Origin of the sequence: Streptomyces sp. VNUA24 (assembly GCF_029167005.1) — a bacterium.
In the GTDB taxonomy this organism is placed as follows: Bacteria; Actinomycetota; Actinomycetes; order Streptomycetales; family Streptomycetaceae; genus Streptomyces; species Streptomyces scabiei.
This window is the reverse complement of sequence record NZ_CP119143.1, coordinates 4,829,600-4,843,371: the sequence shown is the minus strand read 5'-3', so window position 1 is coordinate 4,843,371 and position 13,772 is coordinate 4,829,600. Positions and strand designations below refer to the sequence as shown.

12 protein-coding genes are annotated in these 13,772 nt (G+C 72.0%); 8 read left to right on the top strand and 4 right to left on the bottom strand.

Annotated elements, in window-relative coordinates; genetic code table 11:
- Positions 1-206: 206 nt before the first annotated feature.
- The 4 genes from PYR72_RS20480 (at position 207) to PYR72_RS20465 (ending at position 4,707) form a co-directional block, all read left to right on the top strand.
- Complete coding sequence (locus tag PYR72_RS20480) at positions 207-1,931, top strand: serine/threonine-protein kinase (RefSeq protein WP_275456656.1); 1,725 nt, start codon at positions 207-209, stop codon at positions 1,929-1,931.
- 206 nt (positions 1,932-2,137) lie between these two features.
- Complete coding sequence (locus tag PYR72_RS20475) at positions 2,138-2,938, top strand: A24 family peptidase (protein ID WP_275456655.1); 801 nt, start codon at positions 2,138-2,140, stop codon at positions 2,936-2,938.
- 112 nt (positions 2,939-3,050) lie between these two features.
- Entirely contained in the window at positions 3,051-4,250 is a 1,200-nt protein-coding gene (gene mqnC, locus PYR72_RS20470; protein ID WP_275456654.1) for a cyclic dehypoxanthinyl futalosine synthase, read from the top strand.
- Positions 4,251-4,257: 7 nt separating this feature from the next.
- Positions 4,258-4,707, top strand: coding sequence for a hypothetical protein (locus PYR72_RS20465; RefSeq protein WP_275456653.1), 450 nt, complete (start codon positions 4,258-4,260; stop codon positions 4,705-4,707).
- Between the two features lie 61 nt (positions 4,708-4,768).
- Here PYR72_RS20465 and PYR72_RS20460 read toward each other — a convergent pair whose 3' ends face one another.
- Positions 4,769-5,788 carry a chitinase gene (locus PYR72_RS20460; protein WP_275460466.1) on the bottom strand — a complete coding sequence of 340 codons (1,020 nt, stop codon included), beginning with the start codon at positions 5,786-5,788 and terminating at the stop codon, positions 4,769-4,771.
- Positions 5,789-6,171: 383 nt separating this feature from the next.
- Between PYR72_RS20460 and PYR72_RS20455 the strand changes: the two genes are divergently transcribed.
- Both PYR72_RS20455 and PYR72_RS20450 read left to right on the top strand, forming a co-directional pair.
- Positions 6,172-6,870 carry a demethylmenaquinone methyltransferase gene (locus PYR72_RS20455; protein WP_059083502.1) on the top strand — a complete coding sequence of 233 codons (699 nt, stop codon included), beginning with the start codon at positions 6,172-6,174 and terminating at the stop codon, positions 6,868-6,870.
- 368 nt (positions 6,871-7,238) lie between these two features.
- The gene (locus PYR72_RS20450) at positions 7,239-9,044 is read left to right on the top strand and encodes a zinc ribbon domain-containing protein (protein ID WP_275456652.1); all 1,806 of its coding nucleotides are present in this window, start codon (positions 7,239-7,241) and stop codon (positions 9,042-9,044) included.
- Between the two features lie 92 nt (positions 9,045-9,136).
- On the opposite strand, the gene PYR72_RS20445 is transcribed toward PYR72_RS20450, so the two are convergent.
- Both PYR72_RS20445 and PYR72_RS20440 read right to left on the bottom strand, forming a co-directional pair.
- Complete coding sequence (locus PYR72_RS20445; RefSeq protein WP_046773910.1) at positions 9,137-9,406, bottom strand: PASTA domain-containing protein; 270 nt, start codon at positions 9,404-9,406, stop codon at positions 9,137-9,139.
- Between the two features lie 196 nt (positions 9,407-9,602).
- On the bottom strand, positions 9,603-10,109 hold the full coding sequence (locus PYR72_RS20440; protein WP_275456651.1) for a GNAT family N-acetyltransferase: 507 nt from the start codon (positions 10,107-10,109) through the stop codon (positions 9,603-9,605).
- Positions 10,110-10,255: 146 nt separating this feature from the next.
- Here PYR72_RS20440 and PYR72_RS20435 point away from each other — a divergent pair, with 146 nt between their 5' ends.
- Positions 10,256-11,548, top strand: a complete 1,293-nt coding sequence (locus PYR72_RS20435; protein ID WP_013001518.1) for a geranylgeranyl reductase family protein — start codon at positions 10,256-10,258, stop codon at positions 11,546-11,548.
- A gap of 309 nt (positions 11,549-11,857) precedes the next feature.
- Here the strand turns inward: PYR72_RS20435 and PYR72_RS20430 are convergent, their stop codons facing one another.
- The gene (locus PYR72_RS20430) at positions 11,858-12,694 is read right to left on the bottom strand and encodes a C40 family peptidase (RefSeq protein WP_059083506.1); all 837 of its coding nucleotides are present in this window, start codon (positions 12,692-12,694) and stop codon (positions 11,858-11,860) included.
- 716 nt (positions 12,695-13,410) lie between these two features.
- Here PYR72_RS20430 and PYR72_RS20425 point away from each other — a divergent pair.
- Positions 13,411-13,770 (top strand): NADH-quinone oxidoreductase subunit A, encoded by a 360-nt coding sequence (locus PYR72_RS20425; RefSeq protein ID WP_005476348.1) that lies wholly within the window; start codon positions 13,411-13,413, stop codon positions 13,768-13,770.
- Positions 13,771-13,772 lie beyond the last annotated feature (2 nt).

The following is a 13,772-nucleotide window of genomic DNA, read 5'->3' as shown; positions in this document are numbered from 1 at the left end:
TTTCCCCCGGAGTTCCCGGTGAAGTTACGGGAATTTCGTTTGACGAATTCCACGGTCCATGGCATCTCCCGCGGACCGGCCGCCGCGGCCCGCATTCCCCTTCGGGCGTACGGCACTACGCTGCTGGGGAGTCGTGCGCCGGGACGAGTTCGTACGGGGGAACCCACGGGGTGGCGCGCGAGAGACGTACGGGGGAGGTGCCGCCCATGCAACCGCTCGATGCCGGCGAGCCCACGGTCGTGGGGCCCTACCGGCTGCTGGGCCGGCTCGGGTCCGGCGGGATGGGCCGTGTCTATCTGGGGCGCAGCGCGGGCGGCCGTACCGTCGCCGTCAAGATCGTGCATCCGCACTTCGCCCTGGACGAGGAGTTCCGCGCGCGGTTCCGGCGCGAGGTCGACGCGGCCCGCCGCGTGGGCGGCTCCTGGACGGCCCCGGTGCTCGACGCGGACCCGGAGGCGTCCGTCCCCTGGGTGGCGACGGGCTACGCGGCCGGCCCCTCCCTCGCGGCGGCGATCGCGGACGGCGGGCACCTGCCGCCGCACTCGGTACGGGTCCTGGGCGCGGGCCTGGCGGAGGCGCTCTCGGCGGTGCACGCGCTGGGCCTGGTCCACCGTGACGTGAAGCCCTCGAACGTCCTGCTCACGGTGGACGGCCCCCTCCTCATCGACTTCGGCATCGCCCGCGCCACGGACGGCACGGCCTCGCTCACCTCCACGGGCGTGTCCATCGGCTCCCCCGGCTACATGTCCCCCGAACAGATCCTCGGCAAGGGCATCACCGGCGCGGCGGACGTCTTCTCCCTGGGCGCGGTCCTCGCGTACGCCGCGACCGGGCAGTCCCCCTTCCCCGGCGACTCCTCCGCCGCCCTCCTCTACAAGGTCGTCCACGAACCGCCGCTGCTGGACGGTCTGGAGGGTGACCTGCGGGACCTGGTCGAGCGCTGTCTGGCCAAGGACCCCACCGGCCGCCCGGGCCCCGACGAGATCGCCCGCACCCTGGCCCCCGAGGGCGCGGCCCGTCTGGTGTCGGCGGGCTGGCTGCCGGGGCCGCTGGTGGAACAGGTCGGCCGCAGCGCCGTCCAGGTGCTGAACCTGGAGGCGGCGGCGGACGTCCCGTCCGGGCCGGTGGGGTTCAGCAGCCCGTCGGTGGCGGGGGGCCCGACCGGTGACGGGCCCGCCGCGAGCGGGGTGTTCGGTCCGCCACCGGTGATGTCGGCACAGGCATCACCGGTGGCGCAGGTGTCGCAGGCGGCACCCGCTTCGCCCGAGACGTATGTGCCGGGGCAGCGGACCGAAGGGGCGGTGGCGGACGCGGTGCCCCCGGTGCCCGGCAAGCTGTCGGTGAGCGTGGCGGCCACGTCCACGGCCGCCGCGAACGGGCGCGGCCGGAGGGTGAGTTGCTCGGTCGCCCTGGCGATCGCGGGAGTCTTCGCGCTGGTGGGCGTGGGCATGCTGGTCGGGCCCGGGACGCTGTGGAACCGGGAGGAGAAGGGCGACGCGGCGGGCAAGGTGCCGTCGGCCGAGGCCAGTCCGAGCGGCAGCGGCCGGGACACGGAGGCGCCGGGGGACGCAACCGGCGAGCTGCCCAGGAAGTATCTGGGCACCTGGGAGGGCGACGGCTACGCCCTCTCCGGTAGCCTCCCCGCCGGCACCTTCACCGTCACCCTCGAACAGGCCGCGGTGGGCGGGACGTTGGGCACGTTCCGCTCCGTCGACCTCCTCGGCGGCACCTGCGACGACAAGCTCGTGCTCAAGAAGGTCACCGAGAAGAACATCGTCGCCACGAGCATCGCCGACACCGAGAACAACCCCGGCACCTGCACGACGAACACCCACGAGATCACCCTCACCCCGGTCGGCAAGGAACTCGACTACACCTCGACCAACGCGGACGCGGGCAGACCGACGGCCCGCCTGGCGAAGGTGGAGTAAGGCAGTCCGCGCCCCTGGACGGCAGAGGGCGTAGCCCCTGCCGTCCAGGGGCGCGGGGAACTGCGCGACCAGCCCCCACCGGGCGGACGTATGGGGGTCGAAGGGGCGCAGCCCCTGGAGGATGGGACGGGTAAGGGCGGCGGGGGCGACAACACGGCGAGAACACCCCGGTTCACCCCCACCCCGCCCCCTCATAGGCTGCCCCCGTGGATCCGGACCCCTGGCTGATCGCACTCACCCTGGCCGCCACCCTCTGGGGCGCGGCCGCGGGCACCCTGCTCCCCCGCCCCGCCTACCGCTTCACGGCCGACGAGGACACCCCCTGGCACCACGCATGCCCCGCCGGTCACCCCCTCACCGGCCCGGCCGGCGGCTGGCTGGGCCCCGCACGCTGCACCACCGTCCCCACCGCCGCAGTCACCCCCACCGCACCACCCGCGACACCCCGACCCCCCACCTGCGCCTACGGCCCCCGCACCCCCGCCGTCGCGACCCTGACCGCCCTCGTCTGCGCCTCCCTCGCCCTCGCCACCGGCCTCCGCCCCGAACTCGCCGTATGGCTGCTCCTCGCGCCCCTGGGCGTCCTGCTCGCCCTCGTGGACCTCGGCGCGCAACGCCTCCCCGACCCCCTCACCCTCCCCTTCGCGGGCCTGGCGCTCACCCTGCTGGGCGGGGCCGCGTTCGTCCCCGAGCACGCGGGGGAGTGGCGGACGGCGGCCTACGGCGCCCTCGCCCTCGGCGGCTTCTACTTCCTCTTCTTCCTCATCCGACCCGTCGCCCTCGGCTTCGGCGACGTGAAACTGGCCGTGGGCCTCGGCGCCGTCCTCGGCTGGTACGGCTGGGGCGCGCTGTACCTGGGCACGTTCGCCGGCGCGCTCATCGGCAGCGCGTTCACCGTGGTCGTGGCGGTCCGGGGCCGTGCGGTGCGCGGGCAGCTGGTGGCGCTGGGGCCGTTCATGATCGCCGGGGTGTACGTCGCGCTCCTGCTGGAGGCGTACGCGGCCTGAACGGGCCCCCGTTCCCGGGTCGTCCACAGGCGGACGGGCTGACGTCGGGTGAGGCCCGGCCCTGGCGTAGGCTGGCTTGGTCTGTTCAACCCTTACGAAAGGGACGCTCCCGGTGACCGAGAAGGCCGACCTCCAGTCCGTTCTCGACCGTGCCGCCGTGGGCGGGCGGATCACGCCAGAGGAGGCGCTCGACCTCTACCGCGACGCCCCGCTGCACGCGCTGGGCGCCGCCGCCGACGCCGTCCGCCGACGGCGGTACGCGGGCACGGAGCACATCGCGACGTACATCATCGAGCGGAACATCAACTACACGAACGTCTGCGTGACGGCGTGCAAGTTCTGTGCGTTCTACGCCCCGCCGAAGGCCAAGGACAAGGGCTGGACGCGCGACCTCGACGACATCCTGCGCCGCTGCGCGGAGACCGTCGAGCTGGGCGGCACCCAGATCATGTTCCAGGGCGGACACCACCCGGACTACGGGGTGGAGTACTACGAGACGCACTTCGCCGCCATCAAGAAGGCCTTCCCGCAGCTGGTCATCCACTCCCTCGGCGCGTCCGAGGTCGAGCACATGGCCCGGATCTCGAAGGTCGGCGTGGAGGAGGCGATCACGCGGATCCACGCGGCCGGTCTCGACTCCTTCGCCGGCGCCGGCGCGGAACTGCTTCCCGAGCGTCCCCGCAAGGCCATCGCCCCGCTGAAGGAGAGCGGCGAGCGCTGGCTGGAGATCATGGAGATCGCACACAAGCTGGGCGTCGAGTCCACGTCCACGATGCTCATGGGCACCGGCGAGACCAACGCCGAGCGCATCGAGCACCTGCGGATGATCCGAGACGTACAGGACCGGACGGGCGGCTTCCGGGCCTTCATCCCGTACACCTACCAGCCCGAGAACAACCACCTCAAGGGCCGTACGCAGGCCACGCTCTTCGAGTACCTGCGCATGATCGCCATCGCCCGGCTGTTCATGGACAACGTCGCCCACATCCAGGGCTCCTGGCTCACCACCGGCAAGGAGGTCGGCCAGCTCTCCCTGCACTACGGGGCGGACGACCTCGGTTCGATCATGCTGGAGGAGAACGTGGTCTCCTCCGCCGGTGCCAAGCACCGCTCCAACCGCATGGAGATCATCGACCTGATCCGCAAGGCAGGCCGCGTCCCGGCCCAGCGGACCACGACCTACGAGCACATCGTGGTCCACGAGGACCCGGCGAACGACCCGGTCGACGAGCGCGTCATGTCCCACATCTCCTCCACGGCCATCGAGGGCGGCACGGCCCACCCCGAGCTGAAGCTGCTCAACGCCAACTAGGGCTCCTGTGCTGACGATTCACGCCGCCGACGAGGTGCGGCGCACCTGGGACGACCCGGAGCCGATCAAGGACGGCGCCGTCGTGGTGGACGGCGCCGTGGTCCGGGCCGTGGGGGCGGCGGACGCCGTCCGGCAGCGGTTCCCGGACGCCCGGGTGCGGCGGTGGCCCGGTGTCCTCGGGCCCGGCCGGGTGCACGAGGGCCCGCTCCCGCAGGCCCCGTCGCCCCGCGAACGCATCCACGAGGTACTGAAGTCGGGCGCGACGGCGGTCCTGGACCAGCACGCCGGCACCCCGGAACTCCGTGCGGCCGCCGAGCGCAACCACCTGGCCGTACTGCCCCGCCCGCACGCCCCGGCGATCGTCGAACTGGGCCGCGCGGACCTGGTGGCCTTCGACGACTCCGGCGCCTGCGTGGCCACGGTGTGCGCGGGGCGCCTGGTCCACCGCCGCCGCTGAGCCGCTGAGCCGCTGAGCCGGTGAGCCGCTGAGCCGGTGACGGGCAGCTCCGTTCCCGCCGTCAGGGGCGCGGGGAGAACGCCTTCCCGAACGCCCCGTCCTCCTGGTCGACCCCACTGCAGTCGACCAGCGCGTCACGTGCCGCGCCCCCGCACTCCCGATCGCGGAACGTCGCCCACATCGACACCCAGGCCACTCCCTTCTCCTCCGCGAACTCCCGTACCTGCGCCGCGTCCTCCAGGGTGAACGTCTCGTTGTCGACGTCGTTGACGCCCGGCATCGGGGTCAGCGCCAGCGCCCTCCACGCCGTCGACTCGCTCATGCCGAGGACCGCGCGCAGCTGCCGGTGCGCCGACTCGGCCGCCCGCTGCGCGTAGTCGCCCATGTCACCGTCGTACGAACGGGCGTAGTTCATCGTCATGATGTTGACCGTGGTGACCTCCACGTCCTCGGCGGCGGCCGAGTCGAGCAGGGCCATGCCGTGGTCGTCGAGGCCGGACGGCATGACGGGGAGGGTGAAGGTGACGGAGAGGCCGGGGCGGTCCCGCTGGAGCAGCGCGATCGCCTCGGAGCGCAGGTCGACGGAGGCGGTGTCCCGCAGCGCGTCGCCCTCGACGTCGAAGTCCGCCGCGGTCGACCCGGCCGCGTCCAGGGCCGCGCCGTACGCCGCGGCCAGCTCGGGCGCGCTGTCGCAGACCTCGGCCAGCTCCGGCCCCGAGGCGCCGCCGAAGGAGACCCGCGCCGAGGCCCCGGAGGCGGTGAGCGCCGTGATCCGGGACCTGACCGCCGGGTCGTCGACGGCCTTCGTGCCGTTCCACGCGGGCGTGCACGCGTGGCCGTCGGCGATCACGAACGCCAGGTGGTAGGCGGCGGCCGACCCGGCGTCGTCGAGGCGTGAGGCGTCGGTGGCGCTCACGTACGGGGCGTACTCCGTGACCGGCCCTGGGGCCGACGGGCCCGTGGCCGAACCGGCAGGGCCCCCGCGTGCGGACCGGGAGCCGTCGGTGCTCGCGGTGCAGCCCGCGCAGGCCAGGACCGCCAGACAGAGCAGTCCGGCGGCGGTTCCCAGGGAATTCCTCACGGTACTCACGAGGGAAATGAAGCACACCCGGCCGCGCTGCAACCGTGCTTCCGCGGAATTGCGGAACCGAAGCCAGGTCACGGAACGGTGACCGGCAAAGGGTTTTCCAGTAGGGCAAACACGGCCTTACCGGTGGCGTGCCCGGCCCTGAAAGCAAACCTCTCGTGCTTCGCAGTCGTTCATGGATTCTCCGGGAAAGCGGACGGGCCGAGGCGTCTCCTTCCGGAATCCCGCGGGAGAAGTCGGGAATTGCCCGACCCATGACCGCTCGCCGTCCGGAAGAAAGCGGGATAGGTCCGTCGGTGAAAATCCCGGCCCCCGTCAGCGCGCGACAGGGCCGGGTGCCGCGGGGGAGTCCGGGCCGTACTGCCACAATGGGGCCCGTGACCCGCGCATCTCTGGACAAGCAGCCGCACGAAGTCGCCTCGATGTTCGACCGCGTGGCGAAACGGTACGACCTGACCAACGACGTGCTGTCCCTCGGACAGGACCGGCGCTGGCGCAAGGAGGTCGCGCAGGCGGTCGACGCCCGCCCCGCCCAGAAGATCCTGGACCTCGCGGCCGGCACGGGCACCTCGTCCCAGCCCTTCGCACGGACCGGCGCGTACGTGGTCCCGTGCGACTTCTCCCTCGGCATGCTCCGGGTCGGCAAGGAACGCACCCCCTGGCTGCCGTTCACCGCGGGCGACGCCACGAAACTGCCGTTCAAGGACGACACCTTCGACGCGGTGACGATCTCCTTCGGCCTGCGGAACGTGCAGGACACCGACACCGCGCTGCGCGAGCTGCACCGGGTGACCAAGCCCGGCGGGCGCGTCGTGATCTGCGAGTTCTCCCACCCGACCTGGACACCGTTCCGGACCGTCTACACCGAGTACCTGATGCGCGCGCTGCCGCCGGTCGCCCGCGCGGTGTCCTCCAACCCGGACGCGTACGTCTACCTCGCCGAGTCCATCCGTGCCTGGCCCGACCAGGCGGGCCTCGCCGAGCGGCTCCTCAAGGCCGGCTGGGACAAGGTGGCGTGGCGCAATCTGTCGGGCGGGATCGTCGCGCTGCACCGGGGGTTCAAGGCCCTCTCCTAGGGCCGCGGGGCGCCCGCCGCACTCCCGTTTCACCCGTACGAGGGATGCCCGCGAGGGAATCCTGTTGACGGGAACCGGTCAACAGAAACTACCGTCCGTTGATACGTCGGCACGCGCCGGTGATGTCCCCCGACGCACCGGCGCTTTCCCGACCACGGCGCATCACGGCCCGAGTTCTCTGGATGACGGAGCGTTCCATGACGTCCTACTGCCCGCACTGCGGAACACCCGGCCCCGACGAGGCGCGCTTCTGCATGACGTGCGGCCGGGAACGCCCTCCGGTCCCGGCGGCGGCGCCCGGCACGGGCAGCGGCGCGACTCCGGCCCCACCGGCCGCCCCGCCGACGGTTCCTCCGACGGTTCCCCCGGTGGTCCCTCCGACGGCGGGGCCGCCCTCGGTTCCGCCGGGCGCCCCACCGCTCGGCCCGCCACCGCCTCCGCCTCCGCCCGAGTACGCCCCCGTCCCCGCCCGACCCTCGCCCCTCGGCGCCTTCCTCGGCCGGGCCTTCCGGGGCGACTGGGCAGGTTCGGCCCTGGCCGCGCTCTGGCCGGTCGGGCTTCTCCTGGTCACGGCCGTCGCCCTGGCCGTCCCGTCGTACGGCCAGGGCGACGGCGGGGGCGAGGAGGACTTCGTCGGCTTCGGCGACCGTCTCGCCCTCGCCCTCGCCGGCCTCCTCCAGGGCCTCGGCGGCGGCTTCACCATCTCCGAGTCCGGCGGCGGCGACTACGCGGGCGACTACCCCTCCACCGAGGGCGCCCTCGCCGTGTCCCTGGTCCCGCTCACGGTCACCGCCCTCTTCGTCGGGGCCCTCTGCATCGGCGTACGGCTGCTCCGCACGCGGCTGGCGACCCGGGGCGCGTACGGAGGCGCGTACGCGAGCGCTCACGGGAGCGCGTACGGGAGCGCTTATGGGGGTGTGCCGGGCGGCGGCACGTACCCCGGCGGGTACGGCGGCACGTACGCCGGGGTGCCCGGGGCGGCGCCCGCCGGCGGCCGTACCGCCGGGCTCGAAGCGGCCGTGCGGGTCACGGTGCTGGTGACGGCCGCCGTTCTCGTGCTCGCCCTGTTCGGGCAGCCCGAGATCGCGGTCGTCGAGGTCTCGACGTCGGTCTGGCGCGCGACCCTCGGCGCGCTGCTGCTCACCGCCGCCGTCTGCGTCGGTCTGCTGCAGCGCGACGACCTGGCGGCCTGGCTGGCCGTCCGCCCCGGCGCCCGGGCCCTGTTCCGGGCGACCGGAACGGCCGTACGGGCCATGGGGATCGTCCTCGCCCTCTGCTCGCTCGTCGCGTTCGTCGTCCTCGCGGCGAACGACGAGTGGCAGGCCGAATGGGACGAGGACCTCAGCCCGCTCCTGCTCGTCCTGCTCGTCCTGCCCAATCTCGCCGTCCACCTCCTCGGGCTCTCCTGGGGTGCGTCCGTCCAGGGCGAGGCGGGCCGTACGGGTCTCGGGGGCGGCTCGTCGTACGACGGCGACTCCTCCGGGGACTACGGATTCGCCGAGTCGAGCCCCTACGGCGGTGGCTACGAGCACCGGGCGTTCGGGCTCTCCGAACTGGGTGACGTCGTGAACTCCTGGGCGGTCGTGGGCGCGTTGACGCTGGGCGCGGTCTGCGCCCTGACCCTCGGGATCGTCGCGGCCCGCCGCTCCTCGGGGCGCGGCGAGCAACTCCTCGCCGCCGGTGTCTTCTTCGGGCTGTTCCTCCTGCTCGCCGGGGTCAGCGGCTTCGGCATGGAGGCGTCCGGTTCCGCCAGGGCGGAGTTCAGCAGCGAGTTCTCGGCCGCGGGCCAGGTGGACGTGGGTCTCGATCTCGCCGAGGCGCTGTTGTTCGGTCTCCTGTGGGTCTTCGGCGCGGCCTTCCTCGCGCCCCATCTGCTCCGGATGACGGGAGCGCGCACGGCGGTCCCCGCCCCGCCGGTCCCGGCCGTGCCCGGCGGCGGTCCGACGGTCCCCGGGGTCCCGCACCAGCCCTCCGTGCCGGCCTCGACCCAGGTCACGGCCCCGGTCGCGGCGGCGTACGAGCCGCCGCTCGTCGAACTCGGCCACCGGTACCAGCAGCCGCCCGCGGCCCCGGCCGGGCCCCGCGGCCGGGCGCTCGTCTGGATCGTCACGATCGTCGCGGCCCTCGTGATCGGCGGGGGAGGGGCGGCGGCGATCCTGCTCTGGCAGAGGTAGCGCAGAGGTGGAGGGGCCCGGAGGGAAGTGGCGGCGACCCGCGCCCTGCGGGGGCGCGGGGGCCGCCCCGGGCCCCGGAGGCGCACGCCGGGCTACCGACGTGCCGCGAAGGGGTCCCCCGGCTCGTCCAGCGCCCTGCGCAACCCCGGCGGCGGCCCGCCGTGCCGGGGTTCGCGCACCCCGCCGCCGTCGTCGCCCGACTCGAACCACACGGTCACCGCGGCCCCGCGCGGCACCTTCACGCCCGGCGGCGGGTACTGCCGTACGACGTGGTCCACGGCGGCGAGTCGGAGGTCGGGCCGGTCGGGCGCGACGAGGGTCAGCCCGTCCGCCTCGGCCGTCTCGCGCGCGTCCACGGCCATCAGGCCGACGAACCGTGGCACACGCACTTCGAATGACTTGGGTGTTATGCGCACAGATGTTCACCCCCAGCGGTACCGGCAGAGTAGCCGCCGAGCGGGCCCGACCGGAAGCGCTGCGTGGCAATCCGTGGTAAATCGCTACGCTGGGTGACGAGTTGACGAAATCCCGAACAGGGAGCCCCTCAGACGGCTCCCCTCACAACGCCAGCCGGTAGCAGTGCCCCTCCTGCCGGGTGACCGGTGTCGTGTACGTCTCCGCCAGCTCCATGCCCAGCCGCCGGGTCACCGCTATCGACCGCTCGTTGCGGGCGTTGACCATCGCGACGACGCTGCCGACGCCCGCCGCGCGCACCCGCTCCAGGGTCTGCGTGGCGGCGGCGGTCACATACCCCTTGCCCCAGTGGCCCCGCGCGAGCCGCCAGCCGATCTCTATCTCCCCGGTCGGGCCCCACTCCCGGGGCCACGGCTGGGCGCCGGTGAAGCCGATGGCCCGGCCCTCCTCGTCGAGCATCGTCCACAGGCAGAAGCCGTGTTCGGCGTCATGGCGGCGCTGGCGCGCGGTGAGCTCCTCGTAGACGGACAGCTCGGCGCCACGGCCGCCGTGGAACTCCATGACCTCGGGATCGTCGAAGATCCGGTGCCAGGCCAAGGCGTCCTCGTCGGTGGGGACGCGCAGCCGTACGTCGGGCAGAGCTCGGTTCACAGGGGCAGCCCTTCAGCCGATGATCGGTACCGCTGAATAGACTGCCCATGTCCGACCCCGGTCGGCACATGTTTTCCGGCCGTCCGGTTCCGCCGGCGGCCGGCAGGCTTCGCTCCGCACCGTCTACTTCTTGGGGAGAACCCGTCGTGACCGAGCCCCAGCCCCTTACCGAACACACCGCCGATGTGATCGTCGTCGGGGCCGGGCCAGCCGGTTCCACCACCGCGTACTACCTGGCCAAGGCCGGCCTGGACGTACTGCTGCTGGAGAAGACCAGCTTCCCGAGGGAGAAGGTCTGCGGCGACGGCCTCACCCCGCGCGCCACCAAGCAGCTGGTGTCGATGGGCATCGACATCTCCGAGGAGGCCGGCTGGCTCCGCAACAAGGGTCTGCGGATCATCGGCGGCGGCGTCCGCCTCCAGCTCGACTGGCCGGATCTCGCCTCCTACCCGGACTACGGACTGGTCCGCAAGCGCGACGACTTCGACGAGCAGCTCGCCCGCCAGGCGCAGAAGGCGGGCGCCCGGCTGTACGAGCGCTGCAACGTGGGCGCACCGGTCATCGACGACCGCACCGGCCGGATCACCGGCGTGCACGCCAAGCTCGGCGAGGAGAAGCGGGAAGTCACCTTCCACGCCCCCCTGGTGGTCGCGGCCGACGGCAACTCCACCCGCCTCTCCCTCGCGATGGGCCTGCACCGCCGCGAGGACCGCCCGATGGGCGTCGCCGTCCGCACGTACTTCACCTCCCCGCGCCACGACGACGACTACCTGGAGTCCTGGCTGGAACTGTGGGACAAGCGCGGGCCGGGCGAGGACCGTCTCCTGCCCGGTTACGGCTGGATCTTCGGCATGGGCGACGGCACGTCCAACGTCGGTCTGGGCGTCCTCAACACCTCCGCCGCCTTCAAGGAGCTGGACTGGCGCGACGTGCTGAAGGCGTGGTGCGCGTCCATGCCCGAGGAGTGGGGCTACACCCCCGACAACATGACCGGGCCCATCCGCGGCGCCGCCCTCCCGATGGCCTTCAACCGCCAGCCCCACTACACCAAGGGCCTGCTGCTGGTCGGCGACGCCGGGGGCATGGTGAACCCGTTCAACGGCGAGGGCATCGCCTACGCCATGGAGTCGGGGCAGATCGCCGCCGACGTCATCGTGCAGGCCCACGCCCGTGCCACCCCCGGGCAGCGCGAACTCGCCCTGCAGCGCTACCCGCAGGTCCTCAAGGACACCTTCGGCGGCTACTACACTATGGGCCGCGCCTTCGTGAAGCTCATCGGCAACCCGAAGATCATGAAGCTCGCGACGCAGCGGGGTCTCACCCACCCGCTGCTGATGAAGTTCACCCTGAAGATGCTGGCCAACCTCACCGACCCCACCGGCGGTGACGCGATGGACCGCATCATCAACGGCCTGAGCAAGGTGGCCCCGAAGGCGTGACGCCCGGTCCGTCCCGACCGGGGTGTGCCGGGCCGTCCCGGAGCACCCCGGTCGGGACGGTGTCACCCGTCGGCCGGCGCCCGGTCACGTACACGCGCGTGCGGAGGTGTACCGGCCCCGGACGCGGGAACCCGTCAGGCGCGACGAGAGGGCCCCGTGGCGGCGGGAGCCGTCCCGTACTCCCGTGCGGGGCGGCGGCGGCCCTGTGGGGCTCCTGGGGCCTTTCCGAGGGCAGCCCGGAGGGCCGCTTCCCCTCGGGGGGAGCGGCCCTCTCGAAAAACGTCGGGGCGACCGCGTGCGGGCGGTGCCTCAGAGCACGCGCACCGCGCCCGTGGCCGGGTAGCCGGAGAGGTCCTGGATGACGACGCCCTTGGAGGGGTTCGCCGCGTCCAGGTACTGGCCGTTCCCGATGTAGACGCCCACGTGGTACGCGGAGCCCTTGGCGCCCCAGTACAGGATGTCGCCGACCTGCAGGTTGGACAGCGAGACCTCGGTGCCCTGCATCGACTGGTCCTGCGAGACCCGGGGAAGGGACACGCCGACCTGCTTGAAGGCGGCCTGCACCAGCGAGGAGCAGTCCCACGCGTTGGGCCCGGTGGCGCCCATGACGTAGGCGTCGCCGAGCTGCGCCTTGAGGAAGGCGATGACCGTGCCGACGCTGCCACTGGCGGGCGCCGTCGTCGTCGTGGTGGTGGTCGACGAGTTGGTCGTCAGGGTGGTCCGCTCGCTGTCGCGCGCGGCACGCTCGGCCTCGGCCTTGCGCTCGGCCTCGGCGGCGGCCTTCTTGCGGGCCTCTTCCTTCTTCGCCTTGACCAGGTCCTTCTCGGCCTGCTTGGCAGCCTGTTCGGCGGCCGTGTCACGCTCGGCCTGCAGCTGGTAGTCGGCCGCCATCGCCTGCGTGGCGTCCGCGGACTGCGCCGCCTGCGTGGCCAGGTCGGCCGTGAGGGTGGGCAGTTCGAGCGTCTGCGTCACCGGCTCCGCCGCGAAAGCCGACGTGGACGCGCCGGCCACTGCCACGGTGCTGAGAACGCCACCGGCGACTCCGGCGCGCATCGCGATCGAGGACGCGTTGCGGCGGGGTTTCCGGTGGCTGCGTATGTGAGCGGTGTGGGACATGGGTACAAGCGGTACCAGCGACTCCTCCATACCTTCAAGAAACGTGTGCTGCGCCACAGTTGTTCAACGGAGGCCCCAAATTCCCTGTGCGTCACTCTTTATTGACGCCGTAACGGGCATAGCGGACACCGGCCATCATGCCTGTGATCATGCACTTTCGTGAATACGTCCGAATTGCCCTGCGCTTACCATCGATCGCAGCGAGTGGCCAAGGCTCGTTGATTTGATCTCGCCGTGATGTGGCACAGGTCACAGAACTGTCACCGCCGACGCGGCGTCCCGCGCGCAGGGCGTCCGCCCCCGGCGCTCGTGAACGCGTGCACGCGTCCACATCCGTGCCCGGGACTCCCTCCGGGGTGTGAACGCCGCGCTCTACCAAGCGACCCCGTCCAGCACCAATTTGCATGCAGCGGAAATCTCTTGATATGGAGACGACCCTCGTGACCAGCGGTAACGAACGAAAATGTCACTTCTGGTGATCAGTCTGGCGCTTCCGGTATGAAGATCGACGGCCCTCCGACTCCATGATCCACCGTCAGGTGGTGGAGATCACAAACTCGGTGCTGTACCCCGTGTCGCAGATCACAGACCGGCAGGCATAGGATGCGGGGCAGTTGGGCTTGTGACCTGCTTCACATGTTCGCGATCTTCGTCGGGACGGGCGGAGTTCGTGGGACCGGTGGGGCGGTGATCAGGGCCGACGCAATCCGCCAGCAGTCAGTGCCGACTGAGAGGAGCGAGGAGCGGTGAACGCCTATGCGCCCATCCTCGTACTGGGAGCCCTCGGGGCAGGCTTTGCGATCTTCTCCGTGATCATGGCCTCGCTGATCGGCCCGAAGCGCTACAACCGGGCCAAGCTCGAGGCTTACGAGTGCGGGATCGAGCCCACCCCCACGCCGGCCGGCGGAGGGCGTTTCCCCATCAAGTACTACCTGACGGCGATGCTCTTCATCGTCTTCGACATCGAGATCGTCTTCCTCTACCCCTGGGCCGTCACCTTCGACGCCCTGGGTGTTTTCGGGCTCGTGGAGATGCTGCTCTTCGTGCTCACCGTCTTCGTCGCCTACGCGTACGTCTGGCGCCGCGGCGGCCTGGAATGGGACTGAGG

Coding starts and splice junctions, on each gene's coding strand:
- PYR72_RS20480 (WP_275456656.1), top strand. CDS start 207: ATGCAACCGCTCGATGCCGGCGAGCCCACGGTCGTGGGGCCCTACCGG.
- PYR72_RS20445 (WP_046773910.1), bottom strand. CDS start 9,406: ATGGCCGTGGACGCGCGCGAGACGGCCGAGGCGGACGGGCTGACCCTC.
- PYR72_RS20430 (WP_059083506.1), bottom strand. CDS start 12,694: ATGGAGGAGTCGCTGGTACCGCTTGTACCCATGTCCCACACCGCTCAC.